At 58.3% G+C, this 15,685-nt stretch carries 12 protein-coding genes and 8 pseudogenes; 12 read left to right on the plus strand and 8 right to left on the minus strand.

The window, feature by feature from the left end; genetic code table 11:
* A pseudogene (locus HNQ66_RS02335) lies at positions 1-249 on the plus strand (YecA family protein); the annotation flags it as partial.
* 59 nt (positions 250-308) lie between these two features.
* Positions 309-512, plus strand: a pseudogene (locus tag HNQ66_RS02340) (IS3 family transposase); the annotation flags it as partial.
* 82 nt (positions 513-594) lie between these two features.
* On the opposite strand, the gene HNQ66_RS02345 reads toward HNQ66_RS02340, so the two are convergent.
* From HNQ66_RS02345 to HNQ66_RS02355, 3 genes and pseudogenes are all read right to left on the minus strand, one after another.
* The gene (locus HNQ66_RS02345; RefSeq protein WP_184140485.1) at positions 595-1,860 is read right to left on the minus strand and encodes a glycosyltransferase family 4 protein; all 1,266 of its coding nucleotides are present in this window, start codon (positions 1,858-1,860) and stop codon (positions 595-597) included.
* 144 nt (positions 1,861-2,004) lie between these two features.
* A complete protein-coding gene (locus HNQ66_RS02350) occupies positions 2,005-3,207 on the minus strand; it encodes an O-antigen ligase family protein (RefSeq protein ID WP_184140487.1) in 1,203 nt (400 codons plus the stop codon).
* Between the two features lie 273 nt (positions 3,208-3,480).
* Positions 3,481-3,606: pseudogene (locus HNQ66_RS02355) on the minus strand (transposase domain-containing protein); the annotation flags it as partial.
* Between the two features lie 86 nt (positions 3,607-3,692).
* On the opposite strand from HNQ66_RS02355, the gene tnpA reads away from it, so the two are divergent.
* Both tnpA and tnpC read left to right on the plus strand, forming a co-directional pair.
* Positions 3,693-4,163 (plus strand): IS66-like element accessory protein TnpA, encoded by a 471-nt coding sequence (gene tnpA, locus HNQ66_RS02360; RefSeq protein ID WP_184140489.1) that lies wholly within the window; start codon positions 3,693-3,695, stop codon positions 4,161-4,163.
* A 74-nt stretch (positions 4,164-4,237) separates the two neighbouring features.
* Positions 4,238-5,182, plus strand: a pseudogene (gene tnpC, locus HNQ66_RS02365) (IS66 family transposase); the annotation flags it as partial.
* A gap of 288 nt (positions 5,183-5,470) precedes the next feature.
* Here tnpC and HNQ66_RS02370 read toward each other — a convergent pair.
* From HNQ66_RS02370 to HNQ66_RS02380, 3 genes and pseudogenes are all read right to left on the minus strand, one after another.
* Positions 5,471-8,839, minus strand: coding sequence for an autotransporter domain-containing protein (locus HNQ66_RS02370; protein WP_184140496.1), 3,369 nt, complete (start codon positions 8,837-8,839; stop codon positions 5,471-5,473).
* A 179-nt stretch (positions 8,840-9,018) separates the two neighbouring features.
* Entirely contained in the window at positions 9,019-9,804 is a 786-nt protein-coding gene (locus HNQ66_RS02375; RefSeq protein ID WP_184140498.1) for a helix-turn-helix transcriptional regulator, read from the minus strand.
* Between the two features lie 115 nt (positions 9,805-9,919).
* Positions 9,920-10,190, minus strand: a pseudogene (locus tag HNQ66_RS02380) (transposase); the annotation flags it as partial.
* A gap of 332 nt (positions 10,191-10,522) precedes the next feature.
* On the opposite strand from HNQ66_RS02380, the gene HNQ66_RS02385 reads away from it, so the two are divergent.
* The 5 genes and pseudogenes from HNQ66_RS02385 to HNQ66_RS23800 all read left to right on the plus strand — a co-directional run.
* Complete coding sequence (locus tag HNQ66_RS02385; protein ID WP_246434146.1) at positions 10,523-11,221, plus strand: hypothetical protein; 699 nt, start codon at positions 10,523-10,525, stop codon at positions 11,219-11,221.
* On the plus strand, positions 11,218-11,805 hold the full coding sequence (locus HNQ66_RS02390; RefSeq protein ID WP_343059407.1) for an RES family NAD+ phosphorylase: 588 nt from the start codon (positions 11,218-11,220) through the stop codon (positions 11,803-11,805). The genes HNQ66_RS02385 and HNQ66_RS02390 overlap by 4 nt, the downstream gene beginning before the upstream one ends.
* A 71-nt stretch (positions 11,806-11,876) precedes the next feature.
* Positions 11,877-12,149: a Rossmann-fold NAD(P)-binding domain-containing protein gene (locus tag HNQ66_RS02395; protein ID WP_184140500.1), complete on the plus strand. Its 273-nt coding sequence runs from the start codon at positions 11,877-11,879 to the stop codon at positions 12,147-12,149.
* Positions 12,150-13,060: 911 nt separating this feature from the next.
* Positions 13,061-13,633: pseudogene (locus tag HNQ66_RS02400) on the plus strand (IS66 family transposase); the annotation flags it as partial.
* Between the two features lie 181 nt (positions 13,634-13,814).
* Positions 13,815-13,958, plus strand: a pseudogene (locus HNQ66_RS23800) (DUF7697 family protein); the annotation flags it as partial.
* Between the two features lie 26 nt (positions 13,959-13,984).
* Here the strand turns inward: HNQ66_RS23800 and HNQ66_RS02405 are convergent.
* Both HNQ66_RS02405 and HNQ66_RS02410 read right to left on the minus strand, forming a co-directional pair.
* Positions 13,985-14,365: a type II toxin-antitoxin system VapC family toxin gene (locus HNQ66_RS02405; protein ID WP_184140502.1), complete on the minus strand. Its 381-nt coding sequence runs from the start codon at positions 14,363-14,365 to the stop codon at positions 13,985-13,987.
* Positions 14,365-14,583: an AbrB/MazE/SpoVT family DNA-binding domain-containing protein gene (locus HNQ66_RS02410; RefSeq protein ID WP_281396966.1), complete on the minus strand. Its 219-nt coding sequence runs from the start codon at positions 14,581-14,583 to the stop codon at positions 14,365-14,367. Before HNQ66_RS02410 ends, HNQ66_RS02405 begins: the two co-directional genes overlap by 1 nt.
* Positions 14,584-14,728: 145 nt before the next feature.
* Here HNQ66_RS02410 and HNQ66_RS23735 point away from each other — a divergent pair.
* The 3 genes and pseudogenes from HNQ66_RS23735 to HNQ66_RS02420 form a co-directional block, all read left to right on the plus strand.
* Positions 14,729-14,956 (plus strand): annotated as a pseudogene (locus HNQ66_RS23735) (hypothetical protein); the annotation flags it as partial.
* Between the two features lie 8 nt (positions 14,957-14,964).
* Positions 14,965-15,276: a type II toxin-antitoxin system HigB family toxin gene (locus HNQ66_RS02415; protein WP_184140506.1), complete on the plus strand. Its 312-nt coding sequence runs from the start codon at positions 14,965-14,967 to the stop codon at positions 15,274-15,276.
* Positions 15,277-15,292: 16 nt separating this feature from the next.
* On the plus strand, positions 15,293-15,673 hold the full coding sequence (locus HNQ66_RS02420) for a helix-turn-helix domain-containing protein (protein WP_184140508.1): 381 nt from the start codon (positions 15,293-15,295) through the stop codon (positions 15,671-15,673).
* The last annotated feature ends 12 nt before the right edge of the window (positions 15,674-15,685 follow it).

Genomic DNA, 15,685 nt, shown 5'->3' on the forward strand with positions numbered 1-15,685 from the left:
GAGACCATCGTCGGTCCCTGGGCGATCGGATTTTCCCTTGGCCTCAGTCTGGGCGGCGAAGCGTGGGCGCCGATCCTCCTTGCCACGCCAAAGCCCGTGATCGCCCCCATCATGGCCGTCAATCCGCAGCTCGCCAAACTCCTCATCCGGCTTTCTCCTCAGGAGCGGCGCAAAATAAGGGCGACGGCCCACCACCATATCTCATCCGCAGTCCTGCAATTGCACGCAATCACAAGACAGGCTCGGTAACAACACGCCCGGCAGCATCAACCCAACCTACATGCAAGGTGGTGGGTTCGTCGCGCTTACAAACGATCAACGGTCTCTACAAGGCCGAGCTCATTCATCGGCGCGGGCCATGGAGGAACTTCGAAGCGGTGGAATTCGCTACTCTGGAATGGGTCGACTGGTTCAACCACCGACGACTTCTGGAGCCCATCGGAAACATACCGCCAGCCGAGGCTGAAGAACGCTACTACGCCATGCTGGACGAACCAGCCATGGCCGCATAACCTAAACCAAATGGCCTCCGGCAAACCCGGTGCGGTTCAATCAGACTGAGAGCCGCAAATCATAGTTCGCTCGAAACGAGTTTTAGGGGACGATTGAACGGACTGCGGAGAGGATATCGTTGGCGACGGTCCTCCAGGTTCGGAGGTGAGGTTTTGCCTCAGCAATCTGCTGGCGCAATATCCCCCGGTAGTTAGCATCCTGGGCCAATCTGTCTGCCAAGGATGCTAACGTGTCGGGATCGTCGGGATCGAAATATAGCCCGAGATCACCGCAGACCTCACGAAAGACGGGGGCAGTTGAACAGATGGCCGGCGTTCCGCACCAAAGCGCCTCGCCGGCCGGCAAACCCCATCCCTCAATCCGACTTGGGATCACTAAAGCGAGTGCATGAGTATAAAGCCGCACGAGGTCGGTTTGATTGGGGTTCTTGGCGAATACGATGCGATCACGGATCGGTTGGAGTGACGGTTGGTCGACGTAGTTTTGCAATCTTTTGCGCAAGGCGCCCGCGACGACGAGGGGCGGGACATGCAGCCCACGCTTTTTCATGCGCAAAAGAGCTTCCAGCACTACTTCTATGTTTTTTCGGCCGAGGTTGAGCCCGACGGTGAGCAAATACGGTTCCGATGGCAGATCGATTTCCTGCGCCTCGACGCCGTCCGGGCAATGATGAACGAGTGGTATTGCCACGACGGGTCCTGGCTTCGGAAGCATTCCCGTCCCTGCAAACCGCCCCAGTTCCTCAAGTGTAAATTCTGAGTTCGTCAGAACGAGCTTTGAACGCTCAATGACGAAGCGATTGTCATGAAGGAAGTTGCGGTCGAACCGGCGGAACCGTTTGGTCGCGCCCCGGTGCAATGGCATGAAGTCGTGCAACAACGGTACGACCGCCGTGTTCGAACCATCGCACTCAAGGGTGCTGATCATGTCGACGATTAGCTTGGGCCGAGCCGCGGAGATGAAGACGCCATCGGAAATCTTGACTCTAGCAAGATTCTTTGCCCTGCGTTCCCATGCGCTTCTGTTTCGCTTAGAAACCGGAATGCTGAGCAGGCGCGCGATGCCTGAGAGAAGGCCGGATCCGCCATAGTAGGTTCTCTGCCAGCGCTGCCCGACATCGTTAGGAAAATCGAAGATGATGGCGCCCTCGGGCGTCTTCTGCCATGTCACCTCATAAAAGGCTCGATTGCCGAACGAAAAGACGACGAAGCGGACGTCCTCAGCGAGGGCTGCAATCTCCTTGCCAGCCTCAATCACCGTACGCGCAATGCCATAATATTGAACGCGGCGTGCCGACGCGGAAAGTAGAGCCTCAGTAAGATCGAAGAAAATTGTATTACGCTGCATTAGGATACTCGTTCTGCATTGGTTGCCTCTTGGCTGTATCGTTTGCGACCGAGAAAAGAACGCCAAGCAGGAGACTGAAGTAATGAAGGTAGAAGTCAAGATTGAGGAAGGCATCGAATATCATGGCCACGCCCCAAAGTCCTGTCACTGACAAAAAAACAAAGCCCGATCAACAGGCGCGAGAACCTTGGAAACCAGAACAGGCGTGGAGAGAAAGCACAGACCTATAATCAGGAAGACAACTCCTCCGGTCACAAGCCACGCCAAATATTGGTTGTGATTGTGCTCGAAGCCGAACTTCTCCTCGATGATAGGGCGAAGTGAGAGAGCGCCGTGGCCAAGTACGGGTGCTTGCCGAATTGCTTCCCAGGAGACGGTCCACATGTCGAGTCTGAGCGCTATTGACGGGTCTTTGATGATTACCGCGGTGCTTTTCCGCGCAACTGCAGGGGCCGGCTTGGCGACGATTTCGGACGCAGTCTCTCCAGCACGGGCTTCCAATTCCGGCTTGGATAAGAGTTGGATGTGTCCAGCCGTTCTAAGATTCACGACTTCGAGGAGTGCAGGCCATCTGTTGAAACCACTACAGCCAGTCGATACTCCAACCAGAACGCAAAGCACTAGTCCCGCCGTCACCGCTGCAGCAAGCTCACGGAGCTTCGGCAACCCGCTTCTGTACTTCACTACGCACCTCAATAAAGCAAGAGCAGCAAGAACCGCAAATTGTCCAATGGCAATGCCTCGAGAGCCGGTATAGGCGAGAGTTACGACGATGCTCAACGAGATCAAAAGTAGCCGGAAATATCGCTGCGGTACCGTTCTCCCCTCCCAGCCAAGAAGTAGGAGGAACGTGAGAGTTGCAAAAATTATCGCTGGAATAAAAGGCCAGGAAGCTGCCACCTTTACCCGGCACCCGTCGATACCGAGAAACATATAGGTGCTCAGCACAGCAAAGGCCGCCAGAAGCGACAGGGGCACAATGGTTTGGAAGCGAGCTGAAATGTTCTTGATTTGCTGTCCGCGCAAGAAGCCCGCTGCCAACAGGGCAATAGCGACAGTGTAAAGCTCGAGGTTCGGATTGTTTGGCGGTTCCTGGTCGGGCTGAAGACCTGGGTATGCATAAAGAAGCAAAAGGCAGAAGGCGAAATAGCCCATGGTGGGCAACAAGAAACGCGTCAGCACCGTAGAGGATTTGGTATAGTCGGATTTTGCCCAGAACAACACAATCGGAACAACACCGACTAAAATCAGATATGGCACAATCCTGCCTGCGAGGAAAAGTGCGAATACTAGGCCAACAAGAAAACCATCATCCAAAACTGTTCGCATTTTGAGAATCATTGTCATCTCACATTTTCGGGCCGGAGTTTAGACCGTTTAATTGGTGAGCTAATAAAACGCCTCGCTTTGGTGGCGCAAGCGTTGTTTTGCAACCACCGCATTGCGGTGACGCGTCCCCCTGATTGTCCCCGTCTAAAAGTAGCTTAATTCAGGTTTTGGTCCTGTTGGGGCCGGTTTGTAAACTGTATGCGACGTCCACGCCCCATGGATTTTGCGGTTGCAGCGGTCTGACGGCGATATCGGCCGTCAAATGAGCTCACCGAATAGTACTTGGCGAGCTCATTGTGAGGCCTTGACGCGGGCGGCATAAGCCCAAGGCATTAGAGCATCGATGTCTTGGGCGAGGTGGCCGTTCGCGAGGCGGGTGAAGAGGTCGCACAGGCCGGCGTATGTCTCGACGCCGTTCCTTTGTGAGCGCGACGAACACCCCACCTTTCCTTTTGTGATTGAGGCCGCGAGAACAACTCCTTCATCGACAGGAGCGGAACGCGATGGTTGGAGATCGCGCTGATGCCATGCTTGAAGCCATGGATGAAGGCATGCATGAAGCCAGGCATGAGGGGAAGTATCGTCGGATCGAGGTGATCACGGGTCGACGCCAGCGGCGGAATTGGACCGACGAGGAGAAGGCGCGGATCCTTGCCGAAAGTGCAGAGCCTGACGTGAACATCTCGGCGATCGCCCGGCGCTGGGGCGTCAATCGCGGTCTGCTGAACGTCTGGCGGCGCGAAGCCGGGCTGACCTCTCGACGATCCGCGCAAGCCGGCGCACAGCAGGCTATGTTCGTGCCGGTGACGGTGGTTGGCGATAGAACGTCTTGCGAGAACTCGCCGTCGGATGTCGCCCACGACGCCGCGGGGCGTATTGAGATCGAGATTGCTGGCGCGCGCATGACCGTGATCGGCTCGGTGGCGCCCGAATTAGCGCAGGCGATCGTGGCAGCGTTGCGAGCACGCCGGTGATTGGACTTTCGCCTGGTGGAGTGAAGATCATGGTGGCGACGCAGCCGGTCGACTTCCGGCGCGGCATGAATGGCCGTGCCAACGTATCTCTCAGCCGCGGGGCAATCGCCAACTGGGTGATCCGGTCGAGCCAGTTGCATCTTGAGCGTATCTACGATGCCATGAAGGAGAAACTTCGGCTGCAGCCGCTGATCCACGGCGACGAGACCTTCGTCCAGGTCCTGAAAGAGGAAGGCCGGCAGGCGCAGGATACATCTTACATGTGGGCATATCGCAGCGGCCAGGACAGCGACGAGCCGATCGTGCTGTTCGACTATCAGCCCGGCCGTGGCCAGAAATACCCGCAAGCCTTCCTCGGGGATTATCGCGGCCTGCTCATGAGTGACGGCTATGAGGCCTGGCGAACGATCAAGGGCGCCACTCATTATGGCTGCATGGCGCATGCGCGCCGAAAATTTACCGACGCGCTCAAGGCTATGAAGAAACCAGGCGGACCGCCGCTTCAGGCACTGGCCTTCTTCGAGGCGCTCTACGAGGTGGAGCGGCTGGCGCGGGAAACCGACGTGACCAAGGGTGAGACGCGTGCCGATCTTACCCGACGGCTCCGTCAGACGCATAGCCTTCCAGTGTTAGCGGCGTTCAGGAAATGGCTCGACGACCTTGCCCCCAAGGTGCTGCCCAAGGGCAAGCTTGGCAAGGCCATCTCCTATACTCGCAACCAGTGGGATTACCTGATCCGCTATGTCGAAAACGGACACGCGCCGATCGACAACAACCTGCTTGAGCGCGACATCAGGCCGTTTTGCACCGGACGCAATAGCTGGCTGTTCAGCGATACGCCTGCCGGTGCCAAAGCCAGCGCCGTCGTTTACAGCCTCATGCTGACCTGCCGTGCCTGCGGTATCGATCCATACGTCTGGCTGCGCTTCGTTCTCACCGAACTGCCGCAGCGCCCGGCTGAGGACGACATTACCGACTTGCTACCCTTCAACTTCGCCAAGGCTCAGGTCGCACCATGATGCGACGGTAGCATCGCGCTTGTGTCCATAACCTCCATAATGGACACAAGCCGACCCAACCTCATCCATCGGCAGGACCTGAAAATCGCGCTTACTTACAATAATCTTCATCTGCACAACGCCTTACGTTATCAATCGCCGCGCGAATTCATTAACTCGCAATCTCAAGCCTGAGCATGTCCGGTCTTTTGGGGGCAACTCCACTTCCCGACAAGACCCACCCACGCCTGCACTGAGGTTCTTGTTGGTGCTGAGATACCCCTCCGCAAAGGGCCTGGACTGCCGCGATCAGAACCTGACGTTGAGATTCGCCTTGAATGACTGCTCAGCGACGCCAGCGCTGAACTGCCCGTTGTAGGACGCGCCCAACGTGGTGTTCGATGTGATCGCGAGATCGAGACCCGCTTGGAACACGGCTGCATCGCGCACGACCGGTACGCCGGCGATGGTGAAGCGGGTGCCGCCAGCAAAGCGCATCGTGCTTTCGGGCGTCCCGCCGCCGAAGGCATGGCGCCAGCCGAGCATGCCGTTGACCATCAGGCTTGTGCCGTCGAGGTCAAAGGTGCTTGAAGCGCGCAGGCCGAGCGTGGTGAAAGTCGCATCGGTATTCGCCGAAGCGCCGCTCAGCGCCGCAGCACCGCCCTGTTCGGTGAAGCCCCTTGTGTTGATGCTCACATGGGCGAGGTTGGCGAACGGCTCGAAGGCGGCATTGTCGGCCTGCATGCGATAGCCGAACTCACCGAAGACCTGTGCCGTTCCGGCAGTGTAGTCGCTCTTCACGCTATCGCTGACGCCGGGGACCGCGATGATGCGGGTCGTTGATATGTCATGCAGCGTGTAGGCTGCTCCGGTGCGCAAGGCGAAGTCGCCCCATTGTGCGCCGCCATAGAGGCCGAAATAGTAATTGTCGCTCGAACCGGAGGATTGGCGGCCGGTCACATCGACATTGGTGTTGCTGTAGCCCGCAACCGCCCCGAGACGCCAGTCGTCGAACACGGGGACATCCGCGCCGAAGAGGAGGCCGCCAGTCGAGTGGTCGAGGCTTGCGGCATTGCCGTCGCCATCGATTTGCCCCCACGATCCGAAGGCCTGGCCCCAGAATGCGGAACCGTCGGTCGTATCCACGCCGCCGCTCGCGCCACCCTCGTCAAAGGCGGCGCGGAGCCGGTCGTTGACCGCATTGCGGATGAAGCGGCTGTCATCGATCAGCGCCGTCTTCATCGAGGCATGAACTTCGCCGGAGAGCGCATCGAAGCTGGCGCGCACCAGATCGGGATCGGTGGCCAGCGCAATCGAGTTCCAGAGCAGATGACCGCTACCGAGCGCCTCGATAGCCGTACCAGTGGCGATCTGGTTTCGAGTGATGCCGGTAGACGCGAATGCGATATCGTTGCGCAAAAGCTCGAGCGTCACATCGTTGCCGTCGCCCCCGGCATAATCAAGGATGGCATCAAGAAACAGCAGGTTGCTGGTAACCGGGCTAAAGGTCCCGACGACAGCGCCGGCACTCTGCTTGTCGATAATGGTGAAGGGGCCGTTGAAGCTGTCCCAGCTTGCAGCATCGGTCGGCGAGAGCAGGAGTTCGAGGCTGGCTCCGGTGATGTCGACGGCCCCTACGACCACCAACTGGTCGGCGGCCGTCGGCGTCGCCTCGATCACCAGCGTGCCGTTGTTCACATAATCGCCCGCGATATGCTGTATGCCGATGGAATTGCCTGGTGCGTGGACCGCACCTGCCGCGATGGTCGTGGTCATGCCCGCCGTGCCGACCGTGCCGGTGCCGCCCAGCCGGCCGCCGGCGCCGATGGTCAGGGCACCGCCCAGCACGCCGCTTCCTCCCACGCCTACCACCAGCGCGCCGCCGGAACCCACCGTGATCGTGCCGGCAAAAGCCGAGGAATCACCGGTCAGCGTCAGCGTTCCCGTGCCGGATTTGATGACGTCGCCGGTGCCGGTGAGAACGCCGGCATAGGTCGTATCTGTTGCCTGGTCGACGGTCAGGTTTGCGACCCCGAGCGACACCGTCCCGCCTGCGCCCGAGAGCGACGACATGGTTAGGTCGAATCCGCCTAGGTCGAGCATGCCGCCGTTGATCACATAGGCGGTTTCATCGACAAAGGCCCCGGCCCTGATGGCCAGCAGCGTACCGCCATTGACCGTCGTGCCGCCTGTATAGGTATTGGCACCCCATAGATCCAGGATTCCGTCCTCAAGAGTGAGGCCCAGGGTTCCACTGCCCGAGCCGTCCTCAATCGTTCCGGTAAAGGAGGAGTCACCAGATTGCCCAACCACCGTCAGAATGGCGTTCTGGGATGAGCCCTCATTGGTAATGATCCCTCTCTCGTCATTGGAAACAATCAGTCTGCCGACAGTCGTGCTATAACCGTTGAGACGCAGTTTCGTGTCGCGGTCGGTAAAATAGACGGTGCTCGTTGCCGAAAGGGCATTGCTTGCCAGAACATTGACGGTCGCATTGTCGTCCAGGTCGAATATCGCGCCATTGCCGGCGCCCGTCACCGACAGGCTGATGACGCCCCAGTCCTCGACCTCCACTGTTTCGCCGGCGGCGGCATCGGCTACTCTCAGGTCGAGAGTGCCTGTTTGACGAATGGACTTGCTGCCCCCCAGCAGATCTTCGAGAACGAGTGTTCCCTCGCTGACGGTGGTCGTGCCTGTAAACGCTGAGGAATTTCCCGTCAGAGTCAGCGTCCCAACGCCGGTCTTGCTGAGCGGGCCATTTCCGGAAATCACTCCGGCCTGAGTGAGCGTTCCAGCGGTTACGTCGAACGTTCCGCCGCCCACGCCGATGGTGGTGGCGCGGTTCATGGAGAAGCCCGCCGTGGTTTGCAGCGTACCGCCATCGAAGGTCAATATACCGCTGGCAGCGCCAAGATTGCTGTTTTGAGACACGGAGACAACACCGGCATTGAGCGCGGTCCCGCCCGTATAGGTGTTGTTTCCAGACAGCGTCGTGGTGCCCGCGCCATCATGCACCACGTCAACGTTATCCTCGATCAGCGTCGAAAATGTACTGTCACTGGCATTGTCGAAAATCACGTGACCGGGTGTACCTAAACTCCATATCGCCGTGGCAAGAACAATACCGCCGCCATCTCCGATGACCAGCGTGCCGCCACTCAGGCCCAGAACGCCGCCATTGCCATTGCCCGAGACATCGATCACGCCACCATTGCGCAGCACGAGCTGCCCGGTATCGTAGATCCAGGAGGCTCCCCCATTCTGAACGAGGGTGCCGCCATCAATGTCAAGCAGCGATGAAGCTGCGACATCATTGTTGCCGACGGCAAGACCGGCCGACAGTGCGAGGCCACCGCCGGTCTGGATGATCAGATTGCCCGATGTTCCGCTGCCGGAGCCAAGGCCGAGCACAAGAGCTTCAGCGTTTGTTCCATTATTGATCTCGACCGTCCCGCCATTGAAGAAGTATGCAGCTTCTGCCGATGTCGGGGGATTCCCGCTGCTCCAGTTTGCACCCGAATTCCAATCGCCTGTCCCGCCATTCCACGAGACGCTCTGTGCCCATGAGGCCCCCGCCGGCAGGGTCAAGGCTAGCGCCGTGGTGCAGAGCAATGCCCCTACAAGACGTCCGGAGCCCGCCGGGCCACATTTTTCCTTCGCCTTGAAATTCTTCGCCATCGTGTCGCGCCCCTCGGCTACGTCCCTGGCGGCCTATATGAGTTGCCCCGCCAGCAAGACCGACAGGGCAAGGCGCCCCAACCAACCATTTCAACTGCAGGTGCTTGGATTTCCTAGAGGAATCACCCTGTCACGTCATCCCGACTAAACAGTAGGGGAGGGGTCTGGGGCCGGCCCGATCAGCCGGCTGCACCGGAACCATTGAGCCAGAGGCTCATCAGGGCGGCGCGGCTCTTCACGCCGTATTTGCGAAAGATGGCGACGACATGCTGATGCGTGGTGGAATCGGCAAGGCCGATCTGACGCGCGATGCTTTTCTCGGTCGCACCGGTCAGCAGCAGTTGCAGAACTTTCTGCTCCGTCGGCGTCAGGGGAGCCTTCGCCACCATAAGGCCATGGCTCAGCATCAGGTGGCGATGGAACCATTTGATGCCGCGCAGGGCATAGGCCAGCAGTGCGAGCGTGTCATCGGAGATAGAATGAGGCGAATAGAAGGCGAAATGCGACTCGCATTCTTCGTTCAGCGGGAAGGCGACGAAGGCCACGTCATGGATATCACAAAAGCCGTAGTGCTTTCGATAGAATGGCGTGTCGAACCAATCGGCCGGCAGATCCCGGCGCAAAGAATAGGTTCGGAAGATGCCGACATTCTTGAGGGGGATCAGGAAGGACGGATCGATGTCCCGACGATCCCAGACGTCCATCACACCTGCCATATGCTTGTCGTCGGACTGCAGCAGGGCGGGGTGAAGCGCTTCGCCGACGGCCACGCGCCAACCCAGCAACGGATCTGTTTCGTCCGCGCCCTTCATACGAATCGCCCCGGCCCAAGTGGCATTCCAAACCCCGCCGAGCTCGGAAAGGCGCGTCATTGCATGGGCGACAGCAGCCTTCGACTGACTCAGATCAAAATCGGACAGTTCGTCCCATAAGCAATGTATTTGTTCTCGGCGCTCGTCAAACATCAGGCACTTCTCAAAATCTCGAAACAAACTTCCCGGGATTGATCTATCGCATTCTGCTGTGATTGGTTTGGAGAAGCTAACCCAAGTGCATCATGCCGGTGTTGAGGGTAGGGGATCACCCCGCTTCTTGCAAATGAGCCATAAACACCTCGGCCGGCGTCCTGTAACCGAGGCACCTTCGGGGTTGGTCATTCAGGTGTCGGGCGAGTTGGTTGAGATCACCCTGTGATATGGCTGCCAGGTCGGTATCGCCCGACATGAAGCGGCGAATGCGCTTGTTGGCGTTTTCCACGGCACCTTTTTGGTGCGCTGGGGTCGCAGAACCAGCTGCGCGCACCGATACCATCTTCCAAAGCCCTGAAGCCGGCAAACTCCGTGCCGCGGTCACCCGATCCGCCTTAGCAACTCGCCGCCCCTTGGCGCGGCTAACGGCCTATATCACAGGCGGCTTGTCGCCGAACGTCCGAAAATATGCCGATCCGACGTCGCTGGGTGCGCAGGAAGCGAACGGGAGGGAAGATCCGCTGTAGGCTCGTCATGCCGAATCTCCGTTCGGCACAGGGAGTCAGAAATTCGATGATTTGGGAACCCCTCTATGAGTCGCCGTCAGCGCTCGTTGGTATTATGCCTTCCTCACCAACGCATGAGTGCGGTTGCCAAAATTGTCATGGTTGACGAAGTTGCTTCGAAAGACCATCTTCTTTTCAGGAGAACCACTATGGCTCAGAAGATCCAGTCCAAGTCGCCGAAAACCAACAACGACAGTCCGAACTCCGTCATGACGATGTACGTTCTTGACGCGAACCCCTTTGAGGGGATCGCCGGGTTCCAATTGCCTGCCGGCGCGCACCTTGCCGTGGTGACTTCGCAGCCGGAAACAGCGAGCGCCGTCGCCCGAACCGTCGGGAAGCGCTTTCGCGGCAATAGCATGGTGGTTCGAAGAATGCGCCAACTTGCGAGAGCCAAAGAGCGTGCTCAGCCGACCAGCGCAGTCAACAAGGCGGCCTTCGAGCCGGATGCACGCAGCCAGGCTGTGCTTCAGGGCGTCCGGATCGCGCAGAACGACTTAAAGGCGGCCGGCGGCGCCTTCGATCTGGAGCAGGTCAGGACACTTCTGCATGGCGTCTCCCGTCAGGCCGTAGATAAGCGCGTGCAAGAGGGAAGTTTGCTTGCCGTTCCTGGTCCGAGCAACAGACGCTGCTATCCGACCCTTCAGTTCAACCGGGATGGTACTGTTGTGACAGGTCTCAGGGAAGTACAAGATTCCCTATCTGTTGAGAGCCCCTGGGCGGTTCTGAACTTCCTTGCGCAACCGGATGTTCGCCTGAATGGGCGGAAACCAATTGACGTTCTGCGAGAGGGGAACCTGCAGTTGGTACTCGACGCAGCCAACCGCTACGGTGAGCAGGGCGCGTGACCGTCCCCCTGCCTCCTGCCGATCTGCATAGCCGCAATCCGAAAATGGTCCCGATCCCCGTGGGGAGTGACCTGCATCGATTCTACACGGCAATTTATGAACCGATCTTCTTCGATCGATCGACAAGCGGACGCTTCAATGCTCCCGACGGGTCATTCAGGGTGCTCTACGTCGCACGGTTGGTCAATGGAGCGTTCGCCGAAACGTTCCTGCGATCACCTGGAAGCACTTTGATCGATAGCGGCCTCTTGAGACGCAGGGGATATGTTCGCCTCAAGACGGTCTCGCCGTTGAAACTGATCGACCTCACCGGCCCGGGCCTCGCGATGATTGGCGCCACGGCGGAAGTCCCTCATTCGGGTCTTCCTTACGACGCTCCGCAAGCCTGGGCAAAAGCATTGTTCGAGCATCCGGCGAGCGCTGACGGAATTGCCTATCATGCTCGCCATGATGATACCGAACTTTGCTACGCGATCTTCGACCGCGCCGAGTCCGCCATTAAGGAGGCGTCTCGTGAACTCGATCTCGATCAGGACTGGTTTTGGCGAGCGGGCGCCTCCTATGGGGTCGGTTTGGCTCCCTAGCAGTTCGACACGCGACTGCGATAGCAATCAGCTGTGAAGCAGCTCTCCAGGCTAGGCAATGGAGCGTTGGGTTGGCTCACGGCAATGTAGGTCCAAGCGCTCGTGGGTGTATCGTCAATGACGACAGTGGCCAACACTCTCTTCGGGAGCGGGACCTACAAGTCTCGCCGGGCGACGCGGAAAAGGTCGTCTCGGCGATCATCGCGACGGCCGACCCGCAGGCGTCGCCCCTGCGGCTAGCGCTCGGCAGCGACGCCTACGGCGCGATGCATCGGGCGCTCAGCGAGCGTCTCGCCGAACTCGAGGGTCAGAAGGACCTCGCCGCCTCGACCGACGAACAATAGTGCGCTCGCCGCATCCCAACTCGACTGCCGCCCTCTGGTGACCGCGCGGTCCCCGCAGCCGCGTGGCTGCACATATTGTCTCGACCTTCGCGGAACACAGGGCGATGCTCGCCTGTAGCGGGTCAATTGTCTGGCTTGTGGAGGGGATGGCCATGCGAAAATCGGCACACGCATCCCGCTTAAAGCGCAGCCCGCCCATCGAACCTATCTGGAGGCGTTGGCGCGCGCCACGGCGCAAATGGACGAAGATCCAGTAGAGTTATGCCGACCGCTTCTTTCGGATACATCGTTGCTGCTCACGCGCACCCGCCACGCGTTCTCATACCTTGGCTGTTCGAGGATCTGGCAGACTAAATGGGACCGAATTCCGTGCGCGCTTGGCGAAAATGAGAAAGGTCAAAGGATGCGGGCAAACTCTAGGTTATCGGGGGCCGCATGTTTCCCAGGCGATCAAGCTAGTCGCCATCGACCATGTATTGGAATGTGCTCTCGGTCAGGGGCAACAGATAAAGGTGCAGGCAATCGAGGAAATCGCACAAATACGACAAGCGGTTCGGCTGAGAAAAGTAACAGAAACAAACCTCTCGCGAGTTCCATAAGATAGATTACGCGATTTTTTACATGTGGGGGGGTACATTCTATTTCCAAGTGCGACATGCCAATAATTTCAATGGCTTCGTCGCAAAGTTAGAATGTTCTGTTTCTGCAAAGTTGGAATGTCACACTCCCCGCGTTTGACTGGCGCCTGGTCGCGGAAAACTCGATCTCCTTGAGGCCCGCGTCATAGGGCCAAACTGAACGTCACCAAAAGCGCGTCAGAGCCCTTATTCCACGCCGAAACACATCCACTACGTTGCTTGTGGACACAACTTGCCTACGCCGCAGCCGATTCATAGGTGACCCGAAAACTGCGCTTACAATTTACCGACGCGCTCAAGGCTATGAAGAAACCAGGCGGACCGCCGCTTCAGGCACTGGCCTTCTTCGAGGCGCTCTACAAGGTGGAGCGGCTGGCGCGGGAAACCGACGTGACCAAGGGTGAGACGCGTGCCGATCTTACCCGACGGCTCCGTCAGACGCATAGCCTTCCAGTGTTAGCGGCGTTCAGGAAATGGCTCGACGACCTTGCCCCCAAGGTGCTGCCCAAGGGCAAGCTTGGCAAGGCCATCTCCTATACTCGCAACCAGTGGGATTACCTGATCCGCTATGTCGAAAACGGACACGCGCCGATCGACAACAACCTGCTTGAGCGCGACATCAGGCCGTTTTGCACCGGACGCAATAGCTGGCTGTTCAGCGATACGCCTGCCGGTGCCAAAGCCAGCGCCGTCGTTTACAGCCTCATGCTGACCTGCCGTGCCTGCGGTATCGATCCATACGTCTGGCTGCGCTTCGTTCTCACCGAACTGCCGCAGCGCCCGGCTGAGGACGACATTACCGACTTGCTACCCTTCAACTTCGCCAAGGCTCAGGCCGCACCATGATGCGACGGTAGCATCGCGCTTGTGTCCATAACCTCCATGATGGACACAAGCCTAATCAAACCTCATCCAGGTGCAGGAACTGAAAATCGCGCTTACGCTGAACCATCCGGAAGCTCCGGAAGGTTGGCAGGTCTGGGACCTCCTCCTGCGCTTGACCGGACAGTTGCGCATCGCCGGCGGCATGGGCACCAGCGTCATCATCGGTTGGGACATGGGTGCTGCACTCGCCATGGCGCAGGCGCTTGGCGTCGATCCGCTCATTGCCGCCGACTGCCTGCCTGCGATCGAAGCGGTGATGGTGCGCAAGCTCAACGAACAGATGGCGGCCGAACGTGGCCGATGCGACGAGGGTCAGGGCTTGATCTTCTCGACCAATGTCACCCCCGGCAATCCATCGAAATGTGCATCACAGGTGATAAGATCGGCATTGTGTGTGCGGGCCGTGGAAAACACGATGGCATCGGCGGTTGCCAATTTGTGCGCCCGGCAAACGTCAGCCGCCGCCAGTGCAATTTCGGTGTCGAGCGGCACAATATGACAAAGCTGCGTGAAGGCGATCACCTGATCCGCCTTGTCCTCGCCAACCTCACGCACCAGCCACTTCGCAAGTTCGAGTTGCACAATGGTTGGTACCAGCCAGTCGGATTGCTCGGGCAGATGTCGGGCGACGAGTTCGCCGGTCGGTGAACCAATCAGCCATTCGATCCAAGCAGAGGTATCGACAAGATGCATCAGACGCGATCCATCCGGTCGCGGTAGTCACTGGGTGATGCACCCTTGGCGATGCCAGCCAATGCTTCCCGCTTGGGCACGGGGACCAGAAGGACACCCGCTCCCTTGGGAATGAATGCAAAGGTCAGGCCCGCCTCCCAATGCTGGGCTGCGCGGATAGCCTTGGGAATCGAAATCTGGAATTTCGATGACAGGGTCGCAGTTTCGTTCATCGTCATACTCCAACTTGATCGATATACGAAACGTAAGACAAAACTTTTCCTTCTTCAAGGATTCTCCTAACTATGGCAGGAAAGCGCGTCTCCGTCCGGCGCATCGCCGAGGGCGGCCGGAATACCGTAGCGACCATCCCGACGGTTACGGCTACCGCATCAGGAGGTTATCTTCATGGACGAGGCGAATCCGATGTCGTCGCCCATGAAGGCGAAGGGAGTTGGCGAACTCGGTCTGTGCGGGGTCGCGAACGCCATTCCTCCCCTGACGGTTGACGAACGATGCGGGGGTCTGCACGATTTGAGGAACTCGATACAGAAATCAGTTTCCAAGTTGGGAATTTTGGGCTTGTTTCCAAATTGGGAACGCGCTAAATAGGAGCAGGCGTGAACGTTATCGCTAAGTCCGCTTTGGTCAATTTCTGGAATAGCCTGCCGAAAGGCGCGCCGAGAGAAACCGCTGGAGCGGCGATGACGGAATGGTATGCCACCGCATCGAAGGCAAACTGGAGCAATTTCAGTGAGCTGAAGAAAACCTTCAACTCGGCCGATATCGTCGCCGGCAACAAAGTGATTTTTGACGTGGGTGGCAACAAGTACCGCATCGTGGGATTGGTCGCATTTCGGACGAAACGGATTTTCGTTCTGTTTGTCGGGACGCATGCCCAGTATGACGCGATTGACGTAGCAAAACTCTGATGTGAGGAAAGGCGACATGTTGAATTTGAAAGCTTTCCGAACCCTTCAGAGTGAAGACGAGTACAACGCCGCATTGAAGGAAGTTCGGCCGTATTTCGAGAACGAACCGCAGGAAGGCTCTGAAGACGCGGCTCATTTTGACGCGCTCGTTCTTCTGATCGGAGAGTATGAAGGTAAAAACTACCCAATCCCGGCGGCAAGTCCGGTGGAGGTGGTCAAGTCGGTGATGGCTGCTAACAACTACACTCGTGCGGATCTGGTAGCCGTTATCGGCTCCAAAGCGCGTGCCGCTGACCTTCTGAACGGCAAGCGGGAAATCAATCTCGAACAGATCCGAAAGCTCAGCAAGGAATGGAACATTCCAGCTGGCTCATTGATTGGTGACGTTGCCGCTTAACAGTGACGCTGT

Origin of the sequence: Shinella fusca (assembly GCF_014203155.1) — a bacterium.
GTDB lineage: Bacteria > Pseudomonadota > Alphaproteobacteria > Rhizobiales > Rhizobiaceae > Shinella > Shinella fusca.

What these genes read in the sequence shown, in the direction of transcription:
- HNQ66_RS02345 (WP_184140485.1), bottom strand. Translation starts at nt 1,860, where the DNA reads ATGCAGCGTAATACAATTTTCTTCGATCTTACTGAGGCTCTACTTTCC.
- HNQ66_RS02350 (WP_184140487.1), bottom strand. Translation starts at nt 3,207, where the DNA reads ATGACAATGATTCTCAAAATGCGAACAGTTTTGGATGATGGTTTTCTT.
- tnpA (WP_184140489.1), top strand. Translation starts at nt 3,693, where the DNA reads ATGGTTGGAGATCGCGCTGATGCCATGCTTGAAGCCATGGATGAAGGC.
- HNQ66_RS02370 (WP_184140496.1), bottom strand. Translation starts at nt 8,839, where the DNA reads ATGGCGAAGAATTTCAAGGCGAAGGAAAAATGTGGCCCGGCGGGCTCC.
- HNQ66_RS02375 (WP_184140498.1), bottom strand. Translation starts at nt 9,804, where the DNA reads ATGTTTGACGAGCGCCGAGAACAAATACATTGCTTATGGGACGAACTG.
- HNQ66_RS02385 (WP_246434146.1), top strand. Translation starts at nt 10,523, where the DNA reads ATGGCTCAGAAGATCCAGTCCAAGTCGCCGAAAACCAACAACGACAGT.
- HNQ66_RS02405 (WP_184140502.1), bottom strand. Translation starts at nt 14,365, where the DNA reads ATGCATCTTGTCGATACCTCTGCTTGGATCGAATGGCTGATTGGTTCA.
- HNQ66_RS02410 (WP_281396966.1), bottom strand. Translation starts at nt 14,583, where the DNA reads ATGACGATGAACGAAACTGCGACCCTGTCATCGAAATTCCAGATTTCG.
- HNQ66_RS02420 (WP_184140508.1), top strand. Translation starts at nt 15,293, where the DNA reads ATGTTGAATTTGAAAGCTTTCCGAACCCTTCAGAGTGAAGACGAGTAC.